At 41.7% G+C, this 12,117-nt stretch carries 12 protein-coding genes; 4 read left to right on the top strand and 8 right to left on the bottom strand.

Annotation, left to right across the window (positions count from 1 at the left end):
• Positions 1-91 precede the first annotated feature (91 nt).
• The 3 genes from N475_RS11915 to cysS all read right to left on the bottom strand — a co-directional run bounded on the left by N475_RS11915 (position 92) and on the right by cysS (position 2,736).
• On the bottom strand, positions 92-373 hold the full coding sequence (locus N475_RS11915) for a hypothetical protein (protein ID WP_063359532.1): 282 nt from the start codon (positions 371-373) through the stop codon (positions 92-94).
• A gap of 135 nt (positions 374-508) precedes the next feature.
• The gene (locus N475_RS11910) at positions 509-973 is read right to left on the bottom strand and encodes a RidA family protein (RefSeq protein ID WP_081216117.1); all 465 of its coding nucleotides are present in this window, start codon (positions 971-973) and stop codon (positions 509-511) included.
• Between the two features lie 383 nt (positions 974-1,356).
• On the bottom strand, positions 1,357-2,736 hold the full coding sequence (gene cysS / locus N475_RS11905; RefSeq protein WP_063359531.1) for a cysteine--tRNA ligase: 1,380 nt from the start codon (positions 2,734-2,736) through the stop codon (positions 1,357-1,359).
• Positions 2,737-2,943: 207 nt separating this feature from the next.
• Here cysS and N475_RS11900 point away from each other — a divergent pair, with 207 nt between their 5' ends.
• Complete coding sequence (locus N475_RS11900; protein WP_063359530.1) at positions 2,944-3,438, top strand: peptidylprolyl isomerase; 495 nt, start codon at positions 2,944-2,946, stop codon at positions 3,436-3,438.
• Between the two features lie 53 nt (positions 3,439-3,491).
• A complete protein-coding gene (locus N475_RS11895; protein ID WP_063359529.1) occupies positions 3,492-4,223 on the top strand; it encodes a UDP-2,3-diacylglucosamine diphosphatase in 732 nt (243 codons plus the stop codon).
• A gap of 20 nt (positions 4,224-4,243) precedes the next feature.
• Here the strand turns inward: N475_RS11895 and N475_RS11890 are convergent, their stop codons facing one another.
• The 5 genes from N475_RS11890 to N475_RS11870 all read right to left on the bottom strand — a co-directional run bounded on the left by N475_RS11890 (position 4,244) and on the right by N475_RS11870 (position 9,398).
• Positions 4,244-5,173 (bottom strand): glycosyltransferase family 2 protein, encoded by a 930-nt coding sequence (locus tag N475_RS11890; RefSeq protein WP_063365349.1) that lies wholly within the window; start codon positions 5,171-5,173, stop codon positions 4,244-4,246.
• The gene (locus tag N475_RS11885; protein WP_063359527.1) at positions 5,130-6,269 is read right to left on the bottom strand and encodes a polysaccharide pyruvyl transferase family protein; all 1,140 of its coding nucleotides are present in this window, start codon (positions 6,267-6,269) and stop codon (positions 5,130-5,132) included. Before N475_RS11885 ends, N475_RS11890 begins: the two co-directional genes overlap by 44 nt.
• 221 nt (positions 6,270-6,490) lie before the next feature.
• The gene (locus tag N475_RS11880; protein ID WP_063359526.1) at positions 6,491-7,186 is read right to left on the bottom strand and encodes a sugar transferase; all 696 of its coding nucleotides are present in this window, start codon (positions 7,184-7,186) and stop codon (positions 6,491-6,493) included.
• Positions 7,187-7,188: 2 nt separating this feature from the next.
• Complete coding sequence (locus tag N475_RS11875; protein WP_063365348.1) at positions 7,189-8,445, bottom strand: WecB/TagA/CpsF family glycosyltransferase; 1,257 nt, start codon at positions 8,443-8,445, stop codon at positions 7,189-7,191.
• A 212-nt stretch (positions 8,446-8,657) separates the two neighbouring features.
• Complete coding sequence (locus N475_RS11870) at positions 8,658-9,398, bottom strand: hypothetical protein (protein ID WP_063365347.1); 741 nt, start codon at positions 9,396-9,398, stop codon at positions 8,658-8,660.
• 239 nt (positions 9,399-9,637) lie between these two features.
• Here N475_RS11870 and N475_RS11860 point away from each other — a divergent pair, with 239 nt between their 5' ends.
• Together N475_RS11860 and N475_RS11855 are read left to right on the top strand one after the other, a co-directional pair.
• Positions 9,638-11,266: an LruC domain-containing protein gene (locus tag N475_RS11860; protein ID WP_063359522.1), complete on the top strand. Its 1,629-nt coding sequence runs from the start codon at positions 9,638-9,640 to the stop codon at positions 11,264-11,266.
• Positions 11,267-11,281: 15 nt separating this feature from the next.
• The gene (locus tag N475_RS11855; protein WP_063365346.1) at positions 11,282-11,887 is read left to right on the top strand and encodes a hypothetical protein; all 606 of its coding nucleotides are present in this window, start codon (positions 11,282-11,284) and stop codon (positions 11,885-11,887) included.
• Positions 11,888-12,117: the final 230 nt, after the last annotated feature.

Raw genomic sequence — 12,117 nt, 5'->3', positions numbered from 1 at the left:
GCAAACTGCATGCCTTAATCACTCAAAAAAACACCAAGGTTTAAATCTTATATTCCCCAATTAGCCTTGCACCGATTGGGGAATAAGTTAGCTACTTGCAGGTCGACTTAATGATTTGCTCTTGACGTTTAAGTTCTTGTTGGTCGTTATTGGTAAGCGCAACCGCATGGTCTACTTTAGCATTTTTACATTTGTCGCTTAGTTCTTTGTCCATCAGATAGACTTTATCTTTCTGCGCCTGAACGGCTCCTTCAACGCCGACGTACTCAGTTCTATCTTGAGGCTCAGCCTCACTATCGTATGGCGCGCCTTCATTCACCTTACATCCAGTTAATATAAATACCGCACACATGCTAGCCAAAACTAATTTCATACTACAATAATTCCAATACAACGGTTAAAAACACAAAAATATCACAGCAATAAAAATCAATAAAACCATAATATTAAGCATAAATTTTTGAACAATAGAAAATCCTTAAATCATAAATGTGCCTTGTAGGGTTAATCAAGAAGATACCGTTGCAATGCACTCAACCTCTACACGCGCCCCTAAAGCTAGTCCATTCGTCGAAAATGCGCTTCTTGCAGGATACGGACGACTAAAAAATTTGGTATAGACTTTATTAAATTCAGGCCACTCTTTTATGTCAGCTAACATAATGGTGCATTTGAATATATCCTTCATACTCAAGCCATGTGCATTTAAACTCGCTCGTATGTTTTCCATCGTTTGTTTACTTTCAGGTCCAATCCCCCCTTCTACCAACTTAGTGGTGCCAGGCTGAATACCAATTTGGCCTGAGAGATATACCTTATCATTAACCTTTACAGCTTCTGAAAATGGTAAGTTGTGTCCAGCGGGTAACACTGCATAAGAATTCAGAAACTCTATATTCGACGTCGCTTTTGTATTAGCGTTAGACGAACCCGCGCTCAAAGCTAACAAGACCGCAGCAGCGTATTTATTCATAATGATTCCTTTTACTAAGTATTTACGTTCTCAAAATATCATTGTTCAGATAAAAACCAAATAATGATACTAAGACCCTACGGTAACTTGATTAATTTTCATATATTTTGATTGTTAATTTTATTCTCAAATAGGTAGTTACTCGACTCGTCGATACGCTTAACCTGTATTCTGGTCAATCAATACAAATTGAAATATATCATATCTGAATCAATAGATGGGAGATAACAATCATCATCAGTAGTATCTAAATACTTTTTGATTTGGGTGCTTTTTGACGTTGTGTTCTATTTATAGAGGTTAAATAAGAGAGATGAAAAGCAATGGGGTGAGTGTAGCAAAAAGAAGCAACTTTTTGCTTCTTTTTGCTTGGCCATAAAAACTTAAGCTTTACGCCATGTAGTTTTACCAGCACTGTCTTCAAGCACCACTCCCATTGCGGTCAGTGCATCACGGGCTTCATCAGCGGCTGCCCAATCCTTATTCGCTCGCGCAGTTTTACGCTGCTCGATAAGTGCTTCAATTTTAGCAACTTCGTCATCATCCTGTTCACCTTGCAAAAAGCTTTCTGGTGATTGCTGCGCAATACCCAGCACTTCAGCTAGCTTAACGAGAATGTATGCATGTTTACCAGCAGCTTCAGGGTCTGACTCTTTTAACAAGTTTACTTCTTTAGCCAGCTCAAAAATAACGGGTAACGCTTCAGGTGTATTAAAGTCGTCATTCATTGCATTTTCGAAGCGCTCAACGTACGGATTTCCAGCAAGCTCAACGTCTACCAGCTCGACACCACGTAAAGCGGTATAAATGCGCTCTAGAGAAGCACGTGCCTGATCTAAATTTTCTTGAGAATAATTTAACTGGCTGCGGTAGTGGCCATTGATCAAGAAGTAACGCACAGTTTCACGGTCGTAGGCTTTTAACACTTCACGAACCGTAAAGAAATTACCTAGTGACTTGGACATTTTTTCTTTGTTTACCTGCACCATACCGGTATGGATCCAAGTATTTACATAGCATCCATTATTTGCACAGCAAGATTGCGCAATTTCGTTTTCATGGTGTGGAAATTGTAAATCTGAACCACCACCATGAATATCAAAAAGGTCGCCTAAATGCTTTGAGCTCATTGCGCTACATTCAATGTGCCAACCAGGACGGCCCTCGCCCCACGGCGATGTCCAAGAAGGTTCACCAGCTTTGGCTTTTTTCCAAAGTACAAAATCAAGTGGATCGTCTTTACCCTCTGCAACTTCCACACGCGCACCAGCTTGCAGCATGTCCAAATCTTGCTGAGATAGCTGGCCGTAGTCTTTAAATGTAGAAACATCGAATAGTACATCACCGCTGTCACCAACATAAGCGTGACCTTTGGTAATTAGACGCTCAATCATTTCAATGATTTCGTCCATATGGCCCGTTACAGTTGGTTCGATATCCGCAGGCAGAATATTAAGCGCATCAAAATCTTCATGCATTGCCTTCGTCATGCGAACAGTCAAGTCATTGATTTCTTCTTTGTTCTCGGCAGCTCTTTTGATGATCTTATCATCTACATCTGTAATATTACGGACGTAAGTTACGTCGTAACCTAAATGACGGAAGTAACGGTTGATCACGTCAAAAGACACATATGTGCGGGCGTGGCCTACATGGCAGAAATCGTAGATTGTAATACCACACACATACATGCCGACTTTGCCTTCAACGAGAGGTTTAAATGGTGATTTTTGACGTGTCAGTGTGTCGTATATCTGCAACATGTAGTTATTTTCCTAAAGTTGTATTTAAAACTTGGGCATCATAACACTTGCTCAAGCTCGCCTCTACTGTAAAAACACTAATTTTCCCTAGTCTAGGTAACAAAATTTACACACTAAAAGTGTCAAAGTAATTTCAACACTTTGTAGTTCTGCCGTTGTAATATAAAATAGCGTTTTAATCTTTTTATTGTAATTCAAGGACCCATTATGGTTGTTTTACAAACAAACTTCGGCGAAATCAAAATCGCACTATTTGAAAAAGAAGCGCCAGCAACTGTCGCAAACTTCAAAAAGTATGTTGAAAGTGGTTTCTACACAGGCACTATTTTCCACCGTGTAATTGATGGCTTTATGATCCAAGGCGGTGGCTTTGAATCTGGCATGAGCCAAAAAGAAGTTGAAGCACCGATCCAAAATGAAGCAAACAATGGCCTAGCTAACAAAGTTGGCACATTGGCAATGGCTCGTACACCGGATCCTCACTCTGCAACAGCGCAGTTCTTCATCAATGTAAATGACAATGACTTCCTTAACTTCTCGAGTGAAACATCACAAGGTTGGGGTTACTGTGTATTTGCAGAAGTTGTTGAAGGCATGGACGTTGTAAACAAAATTAAAGGTGTTGCAACGGGTTCTTCAGGTTTCCACCAAGATGTGCCTTTAGAAGACGTAATCATCGAGAGTGCTGTAATTACAGATTAATCCCGAGATTAAGTATGAGCGCTGCGGCGCTCTTATTTTTGACAAGAGACCCCATGCGCAAAACCTATTTTATTTCAGATTTACACCTAACAGAACACCGCCCGGACATCACCAACGCATTTTATTTGTTTCTCGATAGTTGCATCGATTCAGACGTTGACGCCCTCTATATACTTGGCGACTTTTTCGAAGTGTGGATTGGCGATGATGAAGGCGACCCTCTGGCACTAGAAATTGCGCAGAAACTAAAATCAATCAGTACTAGCGGCACCAAACTATTTTTTATCCATGGTAATAGAGACTTTTTAATTGGCCAAAAGTATGCTGATTTATGCGGCATGACATTATTACCTGAGCAAACTGTGATTGATTTATACGGTACGCCAACAGTTATCCTACATGGCGACGAAATGTGTACACAAGATCTCGAGTACCAAAAGTTTCGCAAAAAGAGCCGAGGCTGGTGGTGGCCACGCCTGATGTTAGCGATGCCTCTTTGGTACAGACGCCGCGTAGCTAAGAACGCACGAGAAAAGAGCAAGCTAACTCAAATGGGTAAGGCACCCAGCATTTTAGATGTTACACCAGACGCTGTTCAGGACATGTTTGAGAAGTTTAACGTAACACATATGATCCATGGCCATACACACAGACCATGCGTACATCAATACGACCATCGAATTCGTACAGTACTGGGAGATTGGTATAGCCAAAGCTCATACCTCATTGTCACAGAGCAGGGCCAATCTTTGGAACAACATGGGTACAGTGAGCACAACAAATAGCTTATACTCACTGTACTTGATTAAGCATTTTTGAACTTGTTTAAGTATGCCATGGGCAACGCTACAAACTTATAATAACTCCAATGTAGGGGCTTTTTACGTGACGCAGGGTGCGTAAGTAATTGCGCCGCATACTCGATTGAGCGATGTTGAATATGACGCTTTGCTAAATCACATATGTGCGCCCCCACGTATTTTAACACCATAGGTTTTAGCTTTTCAGCCACCCTACCTTCTTTCACATCATCTAGAAGACGCTCTGCAAAAGGACATAGCTCTTGTGGTGGAGCCTTGTCACAAGCACTATTTTGAGTGCCTTGGTAATAAAAACTCTCAATTACTGGCGTGTATGCAATACGAGAATACATGGCAAAGTTAATATAAAAGCTCTGATCTTCCCCCATCCACTCTCCACATGGAAATCCACCCAAGTCGTGAAATACTGGCTTACTGACCACGATGCTCGACATCGTAAATGGCAGATCTCCACTGGCAGCGACGGCAAAATAGTTATCCATTTCGTAGCCGCAAGCGTCCCAGCGCGTCAAAGCAATTTTGGCATCTAAAAACTCATTATCGCCATAGACCTTTTGATAGCGTGTTGCATACAGCCCCATGTTTGGAAAGCGGGTAATCAAGTCAGCAATGCGAGATAAGAAAAATGGTGTCCAAGTATCATCTGCATCAAGAAATGCCATAAAGTCATTACTGCAATGTTGCGCGCCAGTGTTTCTTGCAGCAGATACCCCTTGGTTCTCTTGGCGAATAAGCTTTAGATTAGGCACCTTCAGCGCTTCAACTTTTGCCACACTGTCATCTGTCGAGCCATCATCTATCACCACAATTTCATCGGCTGAATAAGACTGCTGCAAAACGCTATTAATTGTGCGCTCGATACACTCACTCTTATTGTAAAGAGGGATTACGACTGAAAACTTGATGCTGTTCATATTCATTACTCCAATTCTTCATTGATAACGCGATGGCTTGCTCGACAGGTAGGGTTGGGGCAATACAGTGCCCGGCCACCAGCTGGTTTATGGTGCTAATAATGTTTTCGGTCTCATACTCGTTTGCGTCAAACTGATAATCTTGCGCCATGCCAATTTGCTTTGACCACTGCTTACATTTGCTGTGATATTGCAAGCTTACAAACGGTGTATTCATCATATAAGCGTAAATAGCGGCATGAAGCCTCATACCTACCACGGCTTTAAACATTGCGATGCTTTGAAGCATACGAAGCGGGTTGATGGTGTAACGTATCCGCTTTATTGGCACGTAACTGGGTAGCTTACTTATAATTTGGTCATGAATGAGGTTATCACCCAATACCCCATGATCATTAAGCTCCATCAGATAGACATCCTCTCGAGTCGTTTCCCAAACTGCAGTAATAAGCTTCACAGCCTTACGCACTCGAGCGCGTTCATTCAAAGCATCAGTCTCCCCGAATGCATTGGTAGCTTGTTGGCAGAAATTAAATGCGACCCCTCTTCTATCGATTGTTCTGATTGAGTTGCCAAAGTAGTGCAGCAATGAGGGCGCCAGATCAAAGGTCAAAGCAACATTGGAATTTGGCGCGATTGACTTAGCAATCTCGTAACTTTGTGCGTCCCTCACCCCCACAAAGTGACATTTGTTCAAAAACTTAATACATTGCTTTTCGTCTTTCGTCGTTTTAAATGCTTCTATGCCTACACCCACTGCGTAGCTAGACTGTTTACCGCACAGAGATATCATGTGGCACTTTTGTGCAATATCTTTACTCGAGTGCAGCACTGAACCACCACCGAATACTATTTTCTGCGCATCGTATGCTTGCTTGTAGTTAGCGATGCGTTGATGCCCTCTAAACAGCATAGGTCCCTGACCTTGCAGCTCTAACTGTTTTACAAGAGAATATTGGCGGCTTGCATTGACGGCTACTTGATTGGAGCCAAATGCTTGCTTGGCCCCCTCAACACTGGCTAGCATCAATGCATCATCGCCGCTATTGCGCATGCCGTAATATCCCACTACAAATATGTCGCTTTTGCTTTGCATGATTAGTCCTCAATTCTTAATGTCTGAGTAACTAATTGCAGGCAGTGTGCCAATAAAAATAATTTTTTAATATTCTGATATATATGGATTTTTATATTTAAATAAGGTTTTAATGCAGAATACAAAGGGGATTTTTGCATTTCGAAAATGCGAAATAGCGAATTTTTCTAAAATAAAAAAGCCAGCACGATATGTGCTGGCTCGTTGAAGTTCATACTTAATTAATATGCGCCTTTGGCTCCCAATACACAAGGCACAGTCTTAAACAATATTTTAATGTCACTGGTGATACTTTGCTCTTCGATGTATTGCTCATCCAATTGAACTTGCTGTTCAAAGGTGGTGTCTGCTCTGCCCGTCACTTGCCAAAGTCCTGTTAAGCCCTGTTCACTATTTAAGCGTGACAACTGGCTTGGGTTATATTGTGCCACTTCTATTTCCAATGCAGGTCTTGGGCCGATAAGCAACATATCCCCTTTCACAACATTAAGTAATTGTGGCAATTCATCGATTGAGTATTTACGAATAAAACGGCCGATGCAGGTAATACGAGGATCGTGGATATACTTTTGACAAACCCCTTCTCTCGAACTGTCTTTTTGGTCAGGCGCTTTGAAGCGAGGGTCATCCTGCAAGTACATAGAGCGGAACTTATACATAGTAAAGCGACGACCATATTTACCCACACGCACTTGTTTGAAAACGCATGGTCCTTTGCTTTCTAACTTGATAGCTAACATAAGCAGTGCCAAAAGAGGGCTAATAGCAAGTAAGCCGAGCGTTGCTACTGCACGTTGAAACCACACAGGAATACCATGATGTACACCATCAATATTCGCTTTTTTTGCATTGTTGCTACGCATAGCGCTGATTGAACTTACCGTGGCTGATGTTGAAATTTTATTTGTAATTTCCATGATTAAAGCCCTCTGATAGATTGTTTTAAAACGTAAACTCGAAAAAGAAAAACTGGGTTGCCAATGACATAGCGATTAAATTTGGCTTTAGGCTCTTGCATCAGACGCCAAATCCACTCTAGTCCTAGCTCTCTCATCCAAAGTGGCGCTCGTGGAATTGCACCAGAGAAAAAGTCTAATAATCCCCCGACAGCTAATGCACAACGGCAGTCAAGGCGATGTCTATTTTGTTCTAACCACATTTCTTGACGTGGCGAGCCTAGCGCCACCAACAGTATCGTCGCACCGCTATTGTTAATTTTTTCAATGATCTCATCATCGCTTTGGAAATAACCGTGGTGTGTGCCGCGTATGTCTAACCCTTCAAATTGACTTTGTAACGCTTTGCCCGCTTTTTCGGCGATACCTTCTTTTGCTCCCAACAAAAAGAAGGAGCTGCCAGTTTCACAGGCCTTTTCGCACAATACCGGTAACATATCAGTCCCGTTTATGTTGTCAGCGAGGTCTATACCTGCGTGTCTTGCAGCGAGTCGCATGCCTGAACCGTCAACAAAATTCTTGTTACTCTGAGATAGTGTGGTTTGCAGCGCCGAATTGTTTGCGGCGAGGTTAATCGAATTAGCATTTAGGAAATAACCGATTTGGCAGTAATTTTTATCTGTATGTGGGTCACAAACCCAACTAACTGCGTCGGCCATTTTGGCGTTTTCAAATGGTATGCCGAAAACCGCGGCTTTAGCGTGTTTTATACCGCCATGTTTGTACAACAAGCGACAAACGATGATTTTCATAACCATCACGCAATCTTTTACCAAACTCTGCTCGTCTTGTTTCTTTAGCAAACTAGCGGTATCACCAGCAACAAGCCCAGTTAAGCGATGAAGCTGCAAGCAGTCGAACAAGCCCGCGCGTTCACAAGGCGACTTAAATCGACGTATATTGGGAACGGTGGTGTCCTCCCAAATAATAGGAGTGCCAACAAAGTTTACATGTCCAGCAGCTACGTTGATAAGCGACGCGCTATTTTTTAACAGCCCACAGCGCCAGCTATATAGTTCAACTACGTCACCACCGATGTCTAACCACTTTCCTTTTTTTAAAGGGGCACGTAAAAGAATACAGCTCCAGACGATGTTGATTGCCATAACTGGCAGTGCAGCAACCATCAAAGAAGCTGCTGCAAAACGTCTCACATAGCTTCTCAGTGAATGATATTGTGTTGTATCAGTATTTTGAGGTGTTCCATTATTGTCCAACATAATCAAGCCCCGAATATTTATCTTGTAGGGATGATTGCGAGGACTATGCCAATCACATTAAAAAATTTAAAGCAATGATTTGTATAAAGAAAATATATTCAGCACCGTTAAATAAGAAATAGCTTTTCTATTTTGCAAACTAATTCGAAAACCTTTTTTTAAAATAAAAATTAATTTGATCGTGAGGTATAGATAATTTCTTTTTGTTCCATTTATTTTGAAAATTCAGGGTAAATCCTTACAACCTGGTTGAACAATTTGGGCAGTTTATGCTGCACTACTTGCAACTTTTTTTCCTGTTGACTCAAGTCATTCAAATCACATTTGAGTAAAATTTTGCTCACCTTAAATATGACTTTATGAACGATTTTATCAGACCAACTGTTTTTTAACGGCCCAAAATTAAAGTGACGTATATAATCGCTCATCTCTTTTGCATAAGTATTATTCCACTTAGGTGATATCAACTGGAAACCCTGCCAAGTTTTGGCAAAATGGGCAACATGACCATTCTCTCCCCAGCCGATCCCCTCGGATTCAGCAACAGGTGTACAAATTGAAGACAAAACATCATTCAGCCAATCAAGGGATGATTGTGACTCCTGCATTAGCATAACGCCGGAATTTATCTCTCCACTATAGCCGTGTGCCATATACAAATACTTGTCATCAGTAATCAACTGCTCCACAGGTGGACATGTTGGTTGAATAAATGCATCAGCATCGACAAAAAGGACTTTGCTATAGCCTGCCTCCAGTGCAGCTTTTAGTAGTAATAGCTTCAACCAACAACACTCAACGCCTAGCGATGTAAATATAGGACGAGACACCACGACATATTGGTAATTCATTTTTTTCGCGTATTGCTTTTGACTTTTTATACAATGGCTATAGCGCCACTGATATCCATTCAAGGCAACACTAAAAACGAGTGTAGTACTCGGTTTATTCATTAATACACCTCCAAATAATGCTTGGTATTATTTATTAATAAAGCAAAAGAAATGTAATTTGCCCAAAAGATATTTTTCTCAATTTTAAAAATGAGAAAAATATCACTTGCAATAATGCGAAAAAAACCTCTATATTCCCTGAACAAAAAACATAACCAACTGTTAATTAAGGACATTGTATTTTGGCATGTTTGCTGCTCTCTCAGAGTATCATCAACTGAATACAAGGTTCTTACACTATGAACTACCTAACTAAGATGTGTCTTAGCGCAGCCTTATGCGCATCGGCAGCACCAACATTTGCTGTGCAACAAGTTGACGGTCAATACGTATGGCAATTCCAGTCAGGACAGCCATGGCCAATCGGATACAATCAAAACACGGGCAAACCCGACGACCTCATATACACCCGAGACCAATATAGTAGTGATTTCTTTCAGCGTATTAGTAATGCACTTCCTGAAGCCAAAGTAAACGAAGCATTCATTACTGGTGACGCGGGGTCTACGATTCACTTAGACGAGGAAGCGGAAGTTTTCATTACCTTTATTCACGAAGGTGCAGGATACAAAAACTCCTTTGGTTACTTTACGTTTGATCCAGAAAACCCACCCACCACACCGGAAGAAGTGCAAGAAACAATTGTATTCCCAAACTTGAGCTACCCACACCTTACAAATGGGCATCGCGTGAGCATTGGGACCTTCCCAGCTGGTACAAGTATAGGTTTCTTTGTCGCTGCGAATGGCTTTTGGTACTACACCGGAGTGAAAAACTGGCAAATTCCTTATTACTATTCATTGTCGTCACTTAACCCAGAACCAACAGAAGACTTAAGACAGCACTGTGTATTGCTTTATGATGAGCAAGAGCAAGAAGTTGTCATTGGCTTTGAAGACTTACCTCGTACATGGGGTGACAATGACTTCAATGATGCTGTATTCAGTGTGACTGCCAGCCCAGGTACAGCTATCTCTTCAAACAATTTAGTCACCATGCCAGAAGCGAACGACAGTGACGCCGATGGTATTGCGGACGAGCAAGATGAGTTCCCTAACAATTATCGCCGCTCACACAGCCAGTATTTCCCTTCTGCAACGGGAGTTTCTACACTCGCTTACGAAGATAATTGGCCACAAAGAGGTGACTATGACATGAATGACTTAGTCGTCAAACAGCGTATTCAGACCACATTTGATGCCAACAACCTTGTGAGTGGGTTTATTGTACATGGCTGGATCACAGCCCGAGGCGCAGCATATGAGAATGGATACGGGTTACGTTTAATGGGTTCAACGCCAGATCTAATTGAAAGTGCAACTATCACAATAGATGGACAAAATTTTGAGAAGTCAGCTGAAGAATTCCAAAGCAATGCCGTGCTACAACTGTGGAGCAGTACACAAGTATTCACTCAAACAGGGCAATCTGGGCAATGTTCGCACTTCAATACCGTCAAAACCTGCACTTACTTTGAACCAGTTCCATTTACACTGGATGTGACATTCGCTGAATCTCAACCCTCACTCAGCATTACTGATATGGATTTCTTCATTTTTAGAACCGCAGACAGAACAATCGAAGTCCATATGGCTGACTATCCACCTACTGACTTATTCGATCAAACTCGCTTTGGAAAAGTCGATGATACCTCTGATGCAGCTGCCAATCGCTACTTTAGGACTGCTGACAACCTGCCATGGGCTTTAATGGTCAGTGAAGAATGGCACTACCCAAGAGAATATATCGACGTACTGTGGGCATATCCTGATTATGAAACGTGGGTAGAGTCTAGCGGCGAACAAGCACAAAACTGGTATCTCACCAGCGACAGAGACACACACTACTATATGCCAGAATCTGAGTAATGTTAGGAGACCATCATGAATACACTGCAAAACTTAAAATCAGCTATCAGTATGGCCTTATTCGCTGGCGTCATTACCGGATGCGGCGGAGGTGGTGGTGACTCATCATCACCAAGTAATACAAGCCAAGCAAACACACAGCAAACACAAACTACGAGTACAACAAGTCAAACTCAAACATCAGGTGAGACCTCAAGCACCAGTGAATCAAGTTCTGAAGGTGCAATGCCACCACTGAGCTATGAACCACAAGAAGAGCTCTTGCAAAGCGCAGCAACAGCATCAACTGAATTGTATGTTGAACCAGACTTTAAATTTCGTACTAGCGATGATGTATCGCTAGAACTGAATGGCCAAGATGTTTTTGGAGAGTCCCTTGCTGGCAGAGCAATTAAGATTTACTCGTTTAGTGTGGATGTTCCTTCAGTTGAAGACGAAGTAATGGGCCAGAAGCAATTAATTGCAACTTTGAGGTTTAATGCAGCAGGCCAATTACAACATACATTAACGGTGCCTCAAACCGCACAGACAATGTTGATCAGAGTGGATGGCATGCTCGAAACAAACCAAGTCTTGTTCAAGCTCGATTCCGATGAAGCAATTACACATACATTTAATTAAACACTTCAAGGGCGCGTATCGACCATGATGCGCGCCACTGTATATCACCAACCAATCATGCGACTGCACACTTATTAGAGAAATTCACTTATAACTTCTTCGCATCGGTGACAACTTTAGCTATCCTTTTGGCGGATCATTTCTCATTTTTTAAGTTTATAAACAAGTCTTTTGCATTTTAGTAAAAGTCCTTGGAACTCTTACAGTTAGACTGCTATATCTTAATAGAG

The organism is Pseudoalteromonas luteoviolacea DSM 6061 (assembly GCF_001625655.1).
Classification (GTDB): Bacteria; Pseudomonadota; Gammaproteobacteria; order Enterobacterales; family Alteromonadaceae; genus Pseudoalteromonas; species Pseudoalteromonas luteoviolacea.
This window is presented reverse-complemented; position numbering and strand designations above follow the sequence as displayed.

Bases quoted from the DNA above. Each gene is read 5' to 3' on its own strand.
- N475_RS11885 (WP_063359527.1), bottom strand. From the start codon at position 6,269: ATGCAAAGCAAAAGCGACATATTTGTAGTGGGATATTACGGCATGCGC.
- N475_RS11915 (WP_063359532.1), bottom strand. From the start codon at position 373: ATGAAATTAGTTTTGGCTAGCATGTGTGCGGTATTTATATTAACTGGA.
- N475_RS11890 (WP_063365349.1), bottom strand. From the start codon at position 5,173: ATGAACAGCATCAAGTTTTCAGTCGTAATCCCTCTTTACAATAAGAGT.
- cysS (WP_063359531.1), bottom strand. From the start codon at position 2,736: ATGTTGCAGATATACGACACACTGACACGTCAAAAATCACCATTTAAA.
- N475_RS11875 (WP_063365348.1), bottom strand. From the start codon at position 8,445: ATGTTGGACAATAATGGAACACCTCAAAATACTGATACAACACAATAT.
- N475_RS11880 (WP_063359526.1), bottom strand. From the start codon at position 7,186: ATGGAAATTACAAATAAAATTTCAACATCAGCCACGGTAAGTTCAATC.
- N475_RS11860 (WP_063359522.1), top strand. From the start codon at position 9,638: ATGAACTACCTAACTAAGATGTGTCTTAGCGCAGCCTTATGCGCATCG.
- N475_RS11910 (WP_081216117.1), bottom strand. From the start codon at position 973: ATGAATAAATACGCTGCTGCGGTCTTGTTAGCTTTGAGCGCGGGTTCG.
- N475_RS11895 (WP_063359529.1), top strand. From the start codon at position 3,492: ATGCGCAAAACCTATTTTATTTCAGATTTACACCTAACAGAACACCGC.
- N475_RS11855 (WP_063365346.1), top strand. From the start codon at position 11,282: ATGAATACACTGCAAAACTTAAAATCAGCTATCAGTATGGCCTTATTC.
- N475_RS11870 (WP_063365347.1), bottom strand. From the start codon at position 9,398: ATGAATAAACCGAGTACTACACTCGTTTTTAGTGTTGCCTTGAATGGA.
- N475_RS11900 (WP_063359530.1), top strand. From the start codon at position 2,944: ATGGTTGTTTTACAAACAAACTTCGGCGAAATCAAAATCGCACTATTT.